The 15,368-nt window shown below is 64.4% G+C and carries 11 protein-coding genes; 6 read left to right on the top strand and 5 right to left on the bottom strand.

The genetic code is table 11. The features are described 5' to 3' along the window. Positions 1–173: 173 nt before the first annotated feature. Positions 174–500, bottom strand: a complete 327-nt coding sequence (locus HZB49_RS12735; protein ID WP_291611779.1) for a winged helix-turn-helix transcriptional regulator — start codon at positions 498–500, stop codon at positions 174–176. 72 nt (positions 501–572) lie between these two features. Between HZB49_RS12735 and HZB49_RS12730 the strand changes: the two genes are divergently transcribed. After that, on the top strand, positions 573–1,112 hold the full coding sequence (locus HZB49_RS12730) for a carboxymuconolactone decarboxylase family protein (RefSeq protein WP_291611777.1): 540 nt from the start codon (positions 573–575) through the stop codon (positions 1,110–1,112). Positions 1,113–1,235: 123 nt separating this feature from the next. Here the strand turns inward: HZB49_RS12730 and HZB49_RS12725 are convergent, their stop codons facing one another. Next, the gene (locus HZB49_RS12725) at positions 1,236–2,231 is read right to left on the bottom strand and encodes a KpsF/GutQ family sugar-phosphate isomerase (RefSeq protein WP_291611775.1); all 996 of its coding nucleotides are present in this window, start codon (positions 2,229–2,231) and stop codon (positions 1,236–1,238) included. A 211-nt stretch (positions 2,232–2,442) separates the two neighbouring features. Between HZB49_RS12725 and HZB49_RS12720 the strand changes: the two genes are divergently transcribed. Both HZB49_RS12720 and HZB49_RS12715 read left to right on the top strand, forming a co-directional pair. Next, the gene (locus HZB49_RS12720; protein ID WP_291611773.1) at positions 2,443–4,116 is read left to right on the top strand and encodes an outer membrane beta-barrel protein; all 1,674 of its coding nucleotides are present in this window, start codon (positions 2,443–2,445) and stop codon (positions 4,114–4,116) included. 155 nt (positions 4,117–4,271) lie between these two features. Next, a complete protein-coding gene (locus tag HZB49_RS12715; protein ID WP_291611771.1) occupies positions 4,272–5,501 on the top strand; it encodes a hypothetical protein in 1,230 nt (409 codons plus the stop codon). 95 nt (positions 5,502–5,596) lie between these two features. On the opposite strand, the gene HZB49_RS12710 is transcribed toward HZB49_RS12715, so the two are convergent. Then, a complete protein-coding gene (locus tag HZB49_RS12710; RefSeq protein WP_291611769.1) occupies positions 5,597–7,048 on the bottom strand; it encodes a glutamate synthase subunit beta in 1,452 nt (483 codons plus the stop codon). Between the two features lie 185 nt (positions 7,049–7,233). Further along, on the bottom strand, positions 7,234–11,982 hold the full coding sequence (gene gltB / locus HZB49_RS12705; RefSeq protein WP_291611768.1) for a glutamate synthase large subunit: 4,749 nt from the start codon (positions 11,980–11,982) through the stop codon (positions 7,234–7,236). Between the two features lie 458 nt (positions 11,983–12,440). Here gltB and HZB49_RS12700 point away from each other — a divergent pair, with 458 nt between their 5' ends. Next, positions 12,441–13,214 carry a hypothetical protein gene (locus HZB49_RS12700; RefSeq protein ID WP_291611766.1) on the top strand — a complete coding sequence of 258 codons (774 nt, stop codon included), beginning with the start codon at positions 12,441–12,443 and terminating at the stop codon, positions 13,212–13,214. Between the two features lie 164 nt (positions 13,215–13,378). Next, positions 13,379–13,624 (top strand): hypothetical protein, encoded by a 246-nt coding sequence (locus HZB49_RS12695; protein ID WP_291611764.1) that lies wholly within the window; start codon positions 13,379–13,381, stop codon positions 13,622–13,624. Between the two features lie 93 nt (positions 13,625–13,717). Here the strand turns inward: HZB49_RS12695 and HZB49_RS12690 are convergent, their stop codons facing one another. Beyond that, the gene (locus HZB49_RS12690; protein WP_291611762.1) at positions 13,718–14,194 is read right to left on the bottom strand and encodes an Hsp20 family protein; all 477 of its coding nucleotides are present in this window, start codon (positions 14,192–14,194) and stop codon (positions 13,718–13,720) included. Positions 14,195–14,416: 222 nt separating this feature from the next. Between HZB49_RS12690 and HZB49_RS12685 the strand changes: the two genes are divergently transcribed. After that, the gene (locus tag HZB49_RS12685; protein ID WP_291611760.1) at positions 14,417–15,364 is read left to right on the top strand and encodes an alpha/beta hydrolase; all 948 of its coding nucleotides are present in this window, start codon (positions 14,417–14,419) and stop codon (positions 15,362–15,364) included. Positions 15,365–15,368: the final 4 nt, after the last annotated feature.

The raw sequence follows: 15,368 nt of genomic DNA, 5'->3' as shown, positions 1-15,368 counted from the left end.
TTGGCCCCCGCCCCCTTCGGCAATAGCACTTCCATAAAGCTCGGTTGTCCGGTCTGCTTCACTGCCATCGCGATCTCCCAAGGCCACGTCTCAGAGAATCACAATCGCCGAATTACGCAACAGGCCCACAAGGGGAGAAGGGACACGGAGCGCTTGGCTCGATTCCCCGACGCTCAGTTCCATTTCGCCCAACGCTCGGCAAAGCGGCTTAGCGCCTGGAAATTCTCGGACAGTTCCTTTCCCAGCGGGGTGAGGTGATAACCATCGCCTTGCACCAGCGCGACAAAGCCCGCCTCGCGCAACTCCGACAGCCGCGCCTGCATGATCGTGGGCGAGGCCTCGTCGCAGGCGGTGCGCAGCGCCCGCGAGGTAAGCCGGCGGTCCTCGCGCAGTTCCCAGACGATGCGCAGCGTCCAGCGCCGGCCCAGCAGGTCCAGCAGCGCCATGATCGGGCGGCCGCTGCGGGAGCCCCGGACGACGTCCTTTTTCATGGCAGGCATGACGATGCTTCCTTGTGGCTTGCTACAGATAATGTAGCATTGCTACAATATTTGTAGTAAAGGGAGTCCCTCATGTCACGTATCGCGCCGCTGTCGCCGCCTTATGCACCGGAAATTCAGGAGCAGTTCGACCGCATCATGCGTGGCGCGCCGCCGCTGGTGCTGTTCCGCGTCATGGCCGGCCAGGAGCGGGCCTGGGAGAAGTTCCGCGGCGGCAGCCTGCTGGACCGTGGGCCGCTGAGCATGAGGGAGCGCGAGATCGTCATCGACCGCACCTGTGCGCTGAACCGTTGCGAGTATGAATGGGGCGTGCATGTCACCGCTTTTGCAGAGGCCGCGCATCTCAGCGAGGAGCAGGTCCGCGCCACCGTGCACGGCGGGGCCGACGCGCCGTGCTGGTCGGAAGCCGAGAAAGCGATGTTGGCCGCAGTCGACGCCTTGCACCACCGCTCGACCCTGAGCGAGGCCGAATTCGCCGGGTTGAAGGCTCACTACGACGAGGCGAAGATCCTGGAGATCATTCAGCTCTGCGGATTCTATCGCACGGTCTCGTATCTCGCCAACGGCCTGGCGCTGCCGCTGGAGCCGAATGCGGCGCGGTTTCCGTCATGATGGAATCGTAGGGTGGGTTAGCCGAGCCACGCTTACCGAAGCTTCAACGAGCGAAGTGGAAGGCGTAACCCACCGCCCAAGGATGGTGGGTTACGCTTCGCTAACCCACCCTACGGCTATGACCTACGCCACGCCCGCGCGCAAGAGATCGTGCAGGTGGATGATGCCGACCGGCTTGTCGGCATCGGTGACGATCAGCGTCGAGATCTTGGACGACATCAGCTTCAATGCTTCGCCGGCCAGCGAATTGCTGGCGATGGTCTTCGGGTTCCTGGTCATGATGTCGTCGACCAGCGCATCCATCAGGCCGGGGCCCATGTGCCGGCGCAGATCGCCGTCGGTGATGATGCCCGCGACATGGCCGCGCGCGTCGACGATCGCGACACAGCCAAACCCCTTGGCCGAGATTTCGGCCACCGCTTCGGACATTTTCGTGCCCAGCGGCTTCAGCGGTACGGCCTCGCCGGTATGCATGAGGTCGCGGGTGTGCTTGAGCATTGCCCCGAGCTTGCCGCCGGGGTGGAAGCTCGCGAACTCCAGCGCCGTGAAGCCGCGGCCTTCCAGCAGCGCAATCGCCAGCGCATCGCCGATCGCGGCCTGCATCAGGGTGGACGTCGTCGGCGCCAGGTTGTGCGGGCAGGCCTCGCGCACCTTCGGCAGCTCCAGCACGATTCCGGCGGCCGATCCCAGCGAGGATTCCGCGTTCGAGGTCACCGCGATCATGGGAATCGCAAAGCGCGCCGAGTAGTTGACGAGGTTCTTCATCTCCGGCTGCTCGCCGGACCATGACAGCGCCACGATCACGTCATCGGGTGTGATCATGCCGAGGTCGCCGTGGCTTGCTTCGGCGGCGTGCACGAAAAAGGCGGGTGTGCCGGTCGAGGCCAGCGTTGCCGCGACCTTGCGGCCGATATGGCCTGATTTGCCGAGCCCGGTGACGATGACGCGTCCCCTGGCCTGCCGGATCAGTTCGACGGCTTCCGCAAACGGCGTCCCCAGCGGACCGCGCAGCGCGGCGGCCAGCGCCGCAATGCCGCTGGTGCCGGCATCGAGGGTGCGGAGCGCCGATTGCACGGCGTCGGGGGATGCGTCCTGCATCAGCGATTTCGGATTGGCCATGCCGGGTTCTTAGCACGCTTGGGGCGGGGAGGGCGACGCGCGCGCCGATCCTCAACGGCCCATTAACCATAATTGTTTTAACTCCATTAACGACGTTTTCGCCGCCTCGCGAGCGCGTCGGGCAAGTAAATGATTTCGTTGGAGTATTTTCATCGTGGGGTCGGGTCCAGCAAGGGGCCGGAACAGGCGCGGGAGCAGCTTTCGCGCGCTATTGCCATGCCTTGCCCTGACCGCGCTGTTTCCAGCGCTCGCTGAGGCCCAGACGCTGACGCCGGACATGCTGCGCCCGGTGCGCGGCGGCTTCGTCTCGCCAGACGACTCGCCGTTGCGCCGGACCGCGCCGGACCGCGCCGGTGAGGGCTTGCCCGATCCGTCCGCCGATCCGCGGCTGCCCAACGCCGACAAGCCGGCGCCTTCGCGCATCGGCCAGATTCCGAAATACGGCCTGCCCGCCGCCAATGGCGCATCGGACTCCGGCTACGACTCGCTGAACCGCAAGCGCCAGAAGTCGAAATATTATCCCGGCCAGGCCAAGCCAAAGCCGCCGGTCGGCCCCGGCAGCCAGCCGCCGCCGCTGGTCGCGCCTGTCGTGAGCGGCCGCGTGCGCATCGCGCCGCCGCCGTCGGACAAGGCCAACAAGACTCCCTTGCCGCCGGCGATGGCCGGCACGGTCGCGGGCCAGCCGGTGCGCAAGCGGCTGAAGGTCGACGACGATCCGTTCGGCGCCGTCGGCGATTACGCCGGCAGTTTTCTCCTGAAGGGCGCGGTCGAACTCTCGGCCGGCTACGACACCAACCCGGGCCGCCTCGGCGTGCCGCAGGGCTCGCCGTTCTACGTCATCGCGCCGGAATTTCTCGCGGTGTCCGACTGGGAGCGCCACGCCGTCGTCGCCGACCTGCGCGGCTCCTTCACCGGCTACGGCAACAACCTCATGCCGAACGCCGACGGCACGCCGCTGTCGGCGCCGATCGACATCTCGCGGCCGGCCTTCAACGGCCACATCGACGGCCGCCTCGACGTGTCGCGCGATACGCGGCTGACCGCGCAGGGGCGCCTGCTCGTCGCCACCGACAATCCCGGCAGCCCGAACGTGCAGGCGGGCCTCGAGCGCTACCCGCTTTATTCCACCGTCGGCGCCACCTTCGGCTTCGACCAGAATTTCAACCGCCTGCAGGTCTCCGGCGGCGCCACGGTGGACCGCACCGACTATCAGTGGTCGAAGCTCACCGACGGCACCAAGACCAGCAATGACGACCGCAACTTCACCCAATATGGCGGCATCGGCCGCGTCTCCTACGAGGTGATGCCGGGCCTGAAGCCGTTCGGCGAGGTTCAGGGCGACAGCCGCGTGCACGACCTCTATCTCGATCGCAACGGCTATGCCCGCAACTCCAATGGCGGCTACGTCAAGGCCGGCACCTCGTTCGAGTTCTCGCGGCTCCTGACCGGCGAGATCGCGGTCGGCTGGGCCGAGCGCACCTATGTCGACGCGCGCCTGCCGAAGCTGCAGGGCCTGCTCACCACGGCCTCGCTGGTGTGGACCGCGACCCCGCTGACGACGGCCAAGTATTTCTCGGACACGCAGCTGGTCGAGACCACGCTGCCCGGCACCGCCGGCATTTTGGTCCGCACCCACACCTTCGAGGTCGATCACGACTTCCGCCGCTGGCTGACCGGCATCGGCAAGTTCAGCTACGGCACGCTCGACTACCAGGGCAACATCCGCAAGGACCAGACCTACTCGGTCTCGGGCGACCTGATCTACAAGATGAACCGCAACATCTGGGTCAAGGGCACGCTGCGAAGGGACTGGCTGGAGTCGAATGTGCCGGGCGCGAGCACGAATTCGACGGTGGTGATGCTGGGAGTCAGGGTGCAGAATTGACGCGCTCGCTCATGGCCGGGCTTGATCCTCGCAATTCACATCCTACGTTCCTTTCAACCCTACTTACCTCGAATCGTCGCCAGCAAGGTAGGGTAGAATTGAAGGGGCGTCGCCTCAGCGGCACGAGTCTCGCCAACATCTAGATCAGGTGCCATATGTTTGAGGGTGTAACAATAACCGCAGACAATGTTGATAAGGGGACCATTGCGGAAGCATTGATCTACTACGGACAGGTACACGTTGTTGTTTCTCGGGGCGGCTTGCAAATTATTGCGAAGTCATTTGGTCATGAAAATCTTATCGAACTCATTGATGCGGGCAATCTCGCGATCGCGTTCGAACAAAGCAATTACGCTGTCCATACAATTAGTGCGCCGTTCCGAACGCACGATTTCGGGCTGATATCTCTGGCTGCAACCGTTGATGGCAGGAAGATAAGGCAGCCGCTTGATGAAATTGAAGAGATGTTTGAGCGAGAATTCGGAAAGAGCAGCGAAACGCGACGATTTGCAAGAGATATTGCGGGCCGTGTCTCCATATCAAGGGCCATGGAGGATATCCTCGTTGCAACGAGAAAGGACGTGCTAGACACTGACTACATGACAAGAGCTTGCGCTGCTTGGTTGCGAGTCATGGTTCCTGAATATGAAATTCCAAAGTTATTTGCAGTGGATGTGGCGGACACCGGAAAGGGATTTGTATTCGTGTCCGGCCTAGATTTTGAGGAGATCAACAAATTCTATCATCGGAGAATTTCACCGGAGCATTCCAGCGTAACTGACAGTTACCTGCTGGCCCACATCGTATCCGTAAGGAAGGAGCTTAATTTTAGTGCTAACACAAGCACTGATATTTGGCTCGGGCCTGGAAACGCCGCTATGCTCAAGGAGAAGACTAAGAGCCTTCTAGAGCGGACGGATAAGTCTTCAAAGGATATCCGAATCTTTCATGAGGTCGAATTTGAGGGGAGAACATTCCGCGAAGCGATAAACAGTGGTGAAAGGACGATTGATGATTTAGTGGCATTCCTGCGCCTCGAAGACACTAGGCGCTTTAAGACTTGGCTAATCAGTCAGCACAACGAAAGCGTGCTCATCCAAGAGTTTCATCGGTCGTTGTTTGAAAAAGCGGGATGGATGCAAAGGTTGCCCGTGAAGGCGGGCAAGTTGGTCGTATTCGCAGGGCTTGGTGCTGTGATAGATGCTCAGATTGGCTCAATGGGGTTGGCAACGGTTGCCTCTACTGCACTTGGGATGGGCTCTGACATGCTAGTTGGGGCGAGTGATGAATTCTTGCTGTCGAAGATTAAGAAAGGTTGGAAACCAAATCAATTTGTTGAGGGTTCCGCGCAAAAGTTTCTCGACGGTGGCTCAGATGCAAGTTGATAAGCTGTCAACGTCTTGTCTTACTTCACTTGCCCCAAGACGTGGATGCCCGGGACAAGCCCGGGCATGACGAATTCAACAGCAGTGTGGACCGCCTACCGCGGCAGGTCCGTCTTTCCCATCAGGAACGTGTCGATCGACCTTGCGCAGAGGCGGCCTTCGCGGATGGCCCAGACCACCAGCGACTGGCCGCGGCGCATGTCGCCTGCCGAAAACACCTTCGGCAGCGAGGTCTGGTAGTCGCTGAAATTGGCGCGGACGTTGCCGCGCTGGTCGAGGTCGACGCCGAGCGACTTCAGCATGCCTTCGTGCACGGGATGGACGAAGCCCATCGCGAGCAGCACGAGGTCGGCGTCGAGCTCGAACTCGGTGCCGGAAAGCGGCTTGAACTTTTCGTCCACCTTGACGCAGTGCAGCTTCTTCACCTTGCCGTCGCTGCCTGAAAATTTCTGCGTCAGCACGGCGAATTCGCGGGCCGCGCCTTCGGCCTGGCTCGAAGACGTGCGCATCTTCAAGGGCCAGTTCGGCCAGGTCAGCGCCTTGTTCTCATGCTCGGGCGGAGCCGGCATGATCTCGAGCTGGGTCACGGATTTCGCGCCCTGCCGGAACGAGGTGCCGATGCAGTCGCTGCCGGTGTCGCCGCCGCCGATCACGACGACATGCTTGCCGGCGGCCAGGATGTCGGCCGCGCCGTTCAGCGGCTCGTGGGAGACACGGCGGTTCTGCTGCGGCAGGAAATCCATCGCGAAATGGATGCCGGCAAGCTCACGGCCGGGGATCGCGAGGTCGCGGCCGGCTTCGGCGCCGCCGGTCAGCGCGACCGCGTCATGTTCCTCGACCAGCTTCTTCGGATCGACGCTGCCATTGGCGCCGACGAAGGCGCCGTAATGGAACGTGACGCCCTCGGCCTCCATTTGGGCTACGCGGCGGTCGATGATGTGCTTTTCCATCTTGAAGTCGGGAATGCCGTAGCGGAGCAATCCGCCGGCCTTCTTGTGCTTCTCGTAGACATGCACGTCATGCCCGGCGCGCGCGAGCTGCTGCGCACAGGCAAGGCCCGCGGGGCCGGAGCCGATCACCGCGACCTTCTTGCCGGTCTTCTCGCTGGCTAGTTCCGGCTTCAGCCAGCCGTTCTCCCAGGCGCGGTCGACAATGGCGCATTCGATGGTCTTGATGGTGACCGGGTTGTCGTCGATGTTGAGCGTGCAGGAAGCCTCGCACGGCGCAGGGCAGATGCGGCCGGTGAACTCCGGGAAATTGTTGGTCGAGTGCAGGTTGCGCGAGGCTTCTTCCCAGTTGCCCTGATAGACGAGGTCATTGAAGTCGGGGATCTGGTTGTTGACCGGGCAGCCCGGCGTGCCCGGCGCCACCGAGCCGGTGCCGTGGCAATAGGGGATGCCGCAATTCATGCAGCGCGCGGCCTGGTCGCGCGTGTCCTTCTCGGACAGCGGGAGGACGAACTCGTTGTAGTTCTTCAGACGCTCGGCGACCGGCGCGTACTTGCGGTCGTGCCGCTCGATCTCGAGGAAACCAGTGATCTTGCCCATTTAACCCTGACGCCCCTTGTCCCGGGATGCGCCGTCAGGCGCAGACCCGGGATCTCGAAGTTGTTACTCCTAGACCCTCATCCTGAGGAGCGCCGCTTGCGGCGCGTCTCGAAGGATGAAGGCCCGTTCGGTGGCCTCATGGTTCGAGACGGCGCTACGCGCCTCCTCACCATGAGGATAACTGATTAGGCCCCGATCGCGATCTTCGGCTCGGCGTCGGACTTGGCCTTCAATTCGCGCAGCGCGCGGCGGTACTCCACCGGCATCACCTTGCGGAACTTGGGCAGCCACGCCTTCCAATCGCCAAGGATCTCGGCGGCGCGTTTCGAGCCCGTCAGTTTGGCGTGACGGGTGATCAGCACGTGCAGCCGCTCGACATCCGACTCGAGCAGGTTGGCGAACACGTCGACGCGACCATGCGCCTCGAGATCGCCGGAGTGATTGTAGGTGCCGGCGTTGATCATCTCTTCCGACAGCACCGGCTCCAGCTCGACCATCGCGAGATTGCACAGCTTCTCGAAGTCGCCGGCCTCGTCCAGCACATAGGCGACGCCGCCCGACATGCCGGCCGCGAAGTTGCGCCCGGTCTTGCCCAGCACCACGACGATGCCGCCGGTCATGTATTCGCAGCAGTGGTCGCCCGCGCCCTCGACGACCGCGACGGCGCCGGAGTTGCGGACGGCAAAACGCTCGCCGGCGATGCCGCGGAAGTAGCATTCGCCCTCGATCGCGCCGTACATCACGGTGTTGCCGACGATGATGCTCTCTTCCGGCACGATGCCGCCGTTGCGCGGTGGCTTGACGATGATGCGGCCGCCCGACAGGCCCTTGCCGACATAGTCGTTGCCTTCGCCTTCCAGCTCGAAGGTGACGCCCTGCGCCAGCCACGCGCCGAACGCCTGGCCCGCGGTGCCCTTGAAGCCGACATGGATGGTGTCCAGCGGCAGGCCGGCATGGCCGTAGATCTTCGCAACCGCGCCCGAGAGCATCGCGCCCGCGCTACGGTCGGTGTTGTTGATCTCTTCCTCGATCTTCACAGGCGCGCCGCGGTCGAGTGCGGCCTTCGCCTTCTCGATCAGGCGGCGGTCGAGCACGGCCTCCAGATGGTGGTTCTGCGGCTCGGAGCGGTAGATCTTCTGGCCCTTCTCCTCCTTCTGGCGAACGAAGAGTTTTGAGAAGTCGAGGCCCTTGGCCTTCCAGTGTGCGACCAGCGACGTCTGGTCGAGCATCTGGGTCTGGCCGACCATGTCGTTGAACTTCTTGAAGCCGAGCGACGCCATGATCTCGCGCACTTCCTCGGCGACGAAGAAGAAGTAGTTGATCACATGCTCGGGCTGGCCGGTGAAGCGCTTGCGCAGAACCGGGTCCTGCGTGGCGACGCCGACGGGGCAGGTGTTGAGATGGCACTTGCGCATCATGATGCAGCCGGCCGCAATCAGCGGCGCGGTGGCGAAGCCGAACTCGTCGGCGCCGAGCAGCGCGCCGACCACGACGTCGCGGCCGGTGCGGAAACCGCCGTCGACCTGCACCGAGATGCGGCTGCGCAGCCGCTCACGCACCAGCGTCTGGTGCGTTTCGGCAAGGCCGATCTCCCAGGGCGAGCCGGCATGCTTGATCGAGGTGAGGGGGGAGGCGCCGGTGCCGCCCTCGAAGCCCGCGATGGTCACATGGTCGGCGCGCGCCTTGGCAACGCCGGCGGCGACCGTGCCGACACCGACTTCCGAGACGAGCTTCACCGAAACGTCGCCCTCGGGGTTGACGTTCTTCAGGTCGTAGATCAGCTGCGCGAGGTCTTCGATCGAATAGATGTCATGATGCGGCGGCGGCGAGATCAGGCCGACGCCGGGCGTCGAATGGCGCACGCGGGCGATGGTCGCGTCGACCTTGTGGCCGGGCAACTGGCCGCCTTCGCCGGGCTTGGCGCCCTGCGCCATCTTGATCTGCATCATGTCGGAGTTGACGAGGTACTCCGTCGTCACGCCGAAACGGCCCGAGGCGACCTGCTTGATCGCCGAGCGCATGGAATCGCCGTTGGCCATCGGCTTGAAGCGGTCGGCTTCCTCGCCGCCTTCGCCGGTGTTGGACTTGCCGCCGATCCGGTTCATGGCGATCGCGAGCGTGGTGTGCGCCTCGCGCGAGATCGAGCCGAAGCTCATCGCACCGGTGGCGAAGCGCTTGACGATCTCCTTGGCCGGTTCGACCTGGTCGAGGGGGACGGGCTTCCGCTTGTCTTCGTCGGCGGTCTTGATGCGGAACAGGCCGCGCAGCGTCACCAGCCGCTCGGACTGCTCGTTGAGGATCTTTGCAAAGGCGCGGTAGCGCTCCTGCGAATTGCCGCGCACGGCGTGCTGCAGCGCCGAGACGGACTCGGCCGTCCAGGCGTGATCCTCGCCGCGGGTGCGGTAGGCATACTCGCCGCCGACGTCGAGCGCGCCCTTGTAGACCTGCGCCTCGCCGAACGCGTCGGCATGGCGTCGCACGGTTTCCTCGGCGATCTCGTTCAGGCCCACGCCCTCGATGCGGGTATGCGTGCCGGCGAAATACTTGGCGATGAAGTCTGCCTTCAGGCCGACGGCGTCGAAGATCTGCGCGCCGCAATAGGACTGGTAGGTCGAGATGCCCATCTTGGACATCACCTTCAGCAGGCCCTTGCCGATCGACTTGATGTAGCGCTTGACGATCTCGTAGTCGTCGAGCGAGCCCGGCAGCTTCTCCTTCATCGCGATGATGGTTTCGAACGCCAGGTAAGGGTTGATTGCCTCAGCGCCGTAGCCGGCGAGACAGGCGAAGTGATGCACCTCGCGCGGCTCGCCGGATTCGACGACGATGCCGACCGACGTGCGCAAGCCGGTGCGGATCAGGTGATGGTGCACGGCCGCGCAGGCGAGCAGCGACGGGATCGGAATCCGGTCGGTGCCGGCCATGCGGTCGGACAGAATGATGATGTTGACGCCCTCGCGCACCGCGCCCTCGGCGCGCGCACAAAGCTCGTCCAGCACCTGCTCCATGCCCGCAGCACCGAAGCCCGCGTGGAAGGTGGTGTCGAGCGTGCGCGACTTGAAATGACCGTCGCCGACTTCCGAGATCGAACGGATCTTCTCCAGGTCCGCGTCGGTCAGGATCGGCTGGCGCACTTCGAGGCGCTTGGTCGAGGCCATGCCCTGCAGGTCGAACAGGTTCGGCCGCGGCCCGATGATCGAGACGAGGCTCATGACGAGTTCCTCGCGGATCGGGTCGATCGGCGGGTTCGTCACCTGCGCGAAGTTCTGCTTGAAGTAGGTGAAGAGCTGCTTCGGCCTGTCCGACAGCGCCGAGATCGGCGTGTCGTTGCCCATCGAGCCCGTCGCCTCCTCGCCGGTGGAGGCCATCGGCGTCATCAGGATGGTGATGTCTTCCTGCGAATAGCCGAACGCCTGCTGCCGGTCGAGCAGCGGCAGATTGGAGCGCACGCTCTTGTTCGGCGTCGCCGGAAGCTCCTCCAGCACGATCTGGGTGCGATGCAGCCAGTCGCTGTAGGGATGGCTCTTGGCGAGCTCCGCCTTGATCTCGTCGTCGGGAATGAGGCGGCCCTGCTCGAGGTCGACGAGCAGCATCTTGCCGGGCTGCAGCCGCCACTTGGTGACGATCTGCTCCTCCGGAATCTTCAGCACGCCCATCTCGGACGCCATCACGATGCGGTCGTCGCTGGTGACGAGATAGCGCGCCGGGCGCAGTCCGTTGCGGTCGAGGGTCGCGCCGATCTGGCGGCCGTCGGTGAAGGCGATCGCGGCCGGGCCGTCCCACGGCTCCATCAGGGCGGCGTGATATTCGTAGAAGGCGCGGCGCTGCTCATCCATCAGCGGATTGCCGGCCCACGCTTCCGGAATCATCATCATGACCGCGTGCGGCAGCGAGTAGCCACCCTGCACCAGGAATTCGAGCGCATTGTCGAAGCAGGCGGTGTCCGACTGTCCTTCATAGGAAATCGGCCACAGCCGGCTGATGTCCTTGCCGAACAGCTCGGAATGCACCGACGCCTGGCGGGCCGCCATCCAGTTGACGTTGCCGCGCAGCGTGTTGATCTCGCCGTTGTGGGCGATCATCCGGTAGGGATGCGCCAGCGACCAGGTCGGGAAGGTGTTGGTCGAGAAGCGCTGATGCACCAGCGCCAGTGCGCTCTCGAAATCCTTCTCATGCAGGTCGGGATAGTACTTGCCGAGTTGGTCGGCGAGGAACATGCCCTTGTAGATCACCGTGCGGCAGGACATCGACACCGGATAGTAGCCGGCGAGCCCGCGGTCGCGCCGCTGGTAGATCGCCTGCGAGATCGACTTGCGCAGGATGTAGAGCCGGCGCTCGAAATCGTCCTCGGTCTTGCCGACGCCGTTGCGGCCGATGAAGACCTGCATGTGATAGGGCTCGGTCGGCTTCACGGTGACGCCGAGCGAGGAGTTGTCGCTGGGCACGTCGCGCCAGCCGAGCAGCTGGAAGCCCTCGTCGCGGATCTGGTCGGCGATGATGCTCTTGATCACCTTGCGCCACGCCGTGTCCTTCGGCATGAACAGCGCGCCGATCGCATACTGGCCCGGCTCCGGCAGCTGGAAGCCGATCTCGGCGGCCTTGCGCGCGAAGAAGGCGTGCGGAATCTGCACCAGGATGCCCGCGCCGTCGCCGGCGCGCGGATCGGCGCCGACGGCGCCGCGGTGCTCGAGGTTGCAAAGAATGGAGAGCGCGTCGGACACGATCTGGTGCGACCGCTTGCCCTTGATGTTGGCGATGAAGCCGACGCCGCAGGAATCCTTTTCGAGGCTGAGGTCGTAGAGGCCCTCGGCCGGCGGGCGCCAGCTGTGCTCGCGCAGAGTGCCTTCCTGCAAGCCGTCGGCCGGTTTCGAATCCGGGACCGCCGACATCGCACCGTGGATGATGTCTTCGCGCTCGAACTCCGACCCGCTCATTTCCTCAGTCCTTCTCGATCCGGCTCGTGAGAACCTCACCGTCATCGGCGCACCTTGGGCGTTGCGGTACCCACCGGGCCACCGCTCGTCCGCTGCGAGCCGCAATGTATTAAATTCAGGCTTGGGCGCTCATCGTCCCCGGCGAACGCGCCTTGCCTGTACCTTACCGGCCTCCGAAGGGCCGATTTTTCGTTGCAATCCCCGTGCCGGGAAAGCACCGCAATTGGGACAGGGATACTGCCCTAAATCACAACATGCCAAATTTTTCTCTATCACACAAGCGTGCGGAAGTCCCCGGCTGCATGGCTGATCCCTGCAGGCCGATGGGGATAGCCGGGTAATCCCGGATTCATGGTTTGGCTGCCGCGATCCTGCCCAAGGACCGCCGGAATCGCCGGGAAATCTGCGGGCGGCTAGAGAGCGAAAAACGCTCCGGGGCGTCACAGGAGCATTCGGCGATGAAGTTGTTCACAGGGTGGGTGCTGGCGGCAGGGCTGGTGCTGAGCGCAACCGGCGCCAGCGCGCAAGTGATGGGCCCCAGCAGGGTCTCGGATTTCAGCGGCCCCTATGTCGACGGGCCCTATCGCGGCGGGCCGTATTACGCGCCGCCTCCGGCGGAGGTTCCGCCGCCGCGCTATGGCTATGGCGGCTACGGCCCCGGTTATGCGCCGGGCTATGTCCCGGCAGCTCTGGTGCCGCCGCATGAGGTCTACAACATCATCCGCGAGGCCGGATTTTCGCCACTCGGCATCCCGCGGCAGCGCGGCTTCATCTACACCATCGCGGTCATCGACCGCGGCGGCGAGGACGGCCGGCTCGTGATCGACGCCCGTTCGGGCCGCATCCTGCGCTTCCTGCCGGCCTGGCATCAGGGCGCGCCTTACGAGGGGGCGTGGAACTCGTCCTATGGCCCGCCCGGCCCGTTGCCGCCGAGCGCCGCCATTCGCAGCAGCCAGCGCCCGCCGGGCCCGGCGCCGCATGTCGCCAGCCGCAGCGTGCCGGTGCCGAAGCCGAGCCCGCTTGCGGCGAAACCGGCGGCCGAACCGGCAAAGCCCGCGGAGACCGCCGCAAAGCCGGCTGCCGAGCCGACGACACAGCAGGCCGCTGTCAGCCAGGTGAAGCCCGCCGACACCGCGCCGGCCACGACCGGCACGATCGGTCAGGTCCAGGCCAAGCCTGCGCCCGCGATCCTGCCGACGCAGGAAATGCCGAAGGCGCAGGGTCTGGAATAATCGCGGGCCGACCAAACGATTGCGGCACCAGCCGCCATGTCCGCAGGCTTTGCGGCCCTGGCGGCTGAACGCCGGCCGGGAGAGCGCCGGCTTCTTCTGCCCGGTTCCATCGGGTAGGTTCCGCCGGCGGCATTTGCCGCATCACCAACCCCAGGGAAACTGAAATGATTGCACGCCAGTCCGTTCTCGCCGCTGTATTGACCGCCACCGCCACCCTGTCCCTCGCCACGGCAGCCAACGCCGAGAACCAGCCGCACATGCGCGCTGCGCTGGCAAGCCTGCAGAATGCCCGCGCGCAGCTCCAGACCGCTACCCCCGACAAGGGCGGGCATCGCGTCAAGGCCATCGACCTCGTGAACGCGGCGATCGCCGAAGTGCAAAGGGGCATCGCCTTCGACAACCGCAACTGAACTGCCGGAAACGCGGCCTACCGTAAAAGAAAAATCCGCCGCCCCAAGGGCGGCGGATTCTGTTTCGGGATGCTCTGCGAAATCCGACTGTCGTCAGGCGGCTACTTTGGCGGCCGAGCCGTCGACGACCTGCGGGGCATTCTCACCGGACGCGATCGGAATGTTGCGCGGCTTGTTGGCCTCGGGGATCTCGCGGACGAGATCGACGTGGAGCAGGCCGTTCTCCAGCGAAGCGTTCTTCACCTGGACGAAGTCGGCGAGCTGGAAGACGCGTTCGAAGGCGCGCGCGGCAATGCCGCGATACAGCAGTTCGGACTTGTCCTTGCCGTTCTCGTTGGCGACCTTCTCGCCCTTGATCGTCAGCGTGTTTTCCTTCGCGACGATGGAGAGCTCGCTCTGCGCGAAGCCGGAGACCGCTACCGAGATGCGGTAGGTGTTCTCGCCGGTGCGCTCGATATTGTAGGGGGGATAACCGGGGCTGCCGTCCGAGGTCACCTGGTCGAGCAGGTTGAAGAGGCGGTCGAAGCCGACGGTGGAACGATAAAACGGGGTGAGGTCGTAGGTACGCATGGATAGTCCTCCATTGAGCGACTGTTGCAGTTACCCGCCCGCCATCGGGCCGGGCTGTTGTCCTGTGCAGCCTGGCGCCTCGGTTTCCCGAGACACTGGTAGCGGCCTGCACGAAGGTGATATGGAGGCTGTTCCGCGGCGTTCAAGAGGGCGGTACTTCACCGCTTTCGGACCGCCAAACCCCTTGATTTCCAGCCTTTCCCACCTATCGCGGTTTGCCCCATGACGCTCGTCTCGATCCCTTCCAACCCGGTTCCGGAGGACGTCGTCTCGGGCACGATCAAGACCCCCGACGGGGCAGAGCTGCGCTTTGCGCGCTGGGCGCCGCCTGCGGGGCGCAAGGGCACGGTCTGCGTGTTCACCGGCCGCAGCGAGCAGATCGAGAAATATTTCGAGACCGTGCGCGATCTGCGCGAGCGGGGCTTTGCGGTCGCCATGATCGACTGGCGCGGGCAGGGGCATTCCTCGCGGCGGCTGCGTGATCCGCGCAAGGGCTATGTCCGCGACTTCTCCGACTTCGAGCTCGACGTCGAGACCTTCGTGCAGCAGGTGGTGCTGCCGGACTGTCCGCCGCCCTACTTCGCGCTGGCCCATTCCATGGGCGGTGCGGTGATGCTGCGGATTGCGCACGCGGGCAAGCGCTGGTTCGACCGCATGGTGCTGTCGGCGCCGATGATCGACCTGCCGGGCAGGGCGACCTCGCTGCCGGTGCGCATGCTGGTGAAGACCATGCGCTGGGCCGGGCAGGGCGGGCGTTACGTGCCCGGCGGCAGCGACCAGCTCACCGGCGCGGAATCCTTCGTCAACAATCCCCTGACCAGCGATCCCGTGCGCTATGCCCGCAACGCCGCGATCATCGAGGAAGACCCGACGCTCGGGCTTGCCTCGCCCACCATTGCCTGGGCCGATGCCGCCTTCACGGCAATGCACGCGTTTCGCGGCATGAGTTATCCTTCCGATATCCGCCAGCCGATCCTGATGCTGGCGGCAAGCAACGACACCATCGTGTCGACCTCGGCGATCGAGGAATTCGCCTACCATCTGCGCGCCGGCTCGCATCTCGTCATCGCCGGCTCCAAGCACGAGATCCTGCAGGAGCAGGATCGCTACCGCGCGCAGTTCTGGGCGGCATTCGATGCCTTCGTGCCGGGCACGCCGCTGTTCAAGTGATGAG

The sequence above is a fragment of the Bradyrhizobium sp. genome (assembly GCF_016219575.1).
In the GTDB taxonomy this organism is placed as follows: domain Bacteria; phylum Pseudomonadota; class Alphaproteobacteria; order Rhizobiales; family Xanthobacteraceae; genus Bradyrhizobium.
The sequence above is the reverse complement of the archived record's forward strand: the minus strand, read 5'-3'. Positions and strand labels throughout refer to the sequence as shown.

Coding starts and splice junctions, on each gene's coding strand:
- HZB49_RS12735 (WP_291611779.1), bottom strand. CDS start 500: ATGCCTGCCATGAAAAAGGACGTCGTCCGGGGCTCCCGCAGCGGCCGC.
- HZB49_RS12730 (WP_291611777.1), top strand. CDS start 573: ATGTCACGTATCGCGCCGCTGTCGCCGCCTTATGCACCGGAAATTCAG.
- HZB49_RS12725 (WP_291611775.1), bottom strand. CDS start 2,231: ATGGCCAATCCGAAATCGCTGATGCAGGACGCATCCCCCGACGCCGTG.
- HZB49_RS12715 (WP_291611771.1), top strand. CDS start 4,272: ATGTTTGAGGGTGTAACAATAACCGCAGACAATGTTGATAAGGGGACC.
- HZB49_RS12710 (WP_291611769.1), bottom strand. CDS start 7,048: ATGGGCAAGATCACTGGTTTCCTCGAGATCGAGCGGCACGACCGCAAG.
- gltB (WP_291611768.1), bottom strand. CDS start 11,982: ATGAGCGGGTCGGAGTTCGAGCGCGAAGACATCATCCACGGTGCGATG.
- HZB49_RS12700 (WP_291611766.1), top strand. CDS start 12,441: ATGAAGTTGTTCACAGGGTGGGTGCTGGCGGCAGGGCTGGTGCTGAGC.
- HZB49_RS12695 (WP_291611764.1), top strand. CDS start 13,379: ATGATTGCACGCCAGTCCGTTCTCGCCGCTGTATTGACCGCCACCGCC.
- HZB49_RS12690 (WP_291611762.1), bottom strand. CDS start 14,194: ATGCGTACCTACGACCTCACCCCGTTTTATCGTTCCACCGTCGGCTTC.
- HZB49_RS12685 (WP_291611760.1), top strand. CDS start 14,417: ATGACGCTCGTCTCGATCCCTTCCAACCCGGTTCCGGAGGACGTCGTC.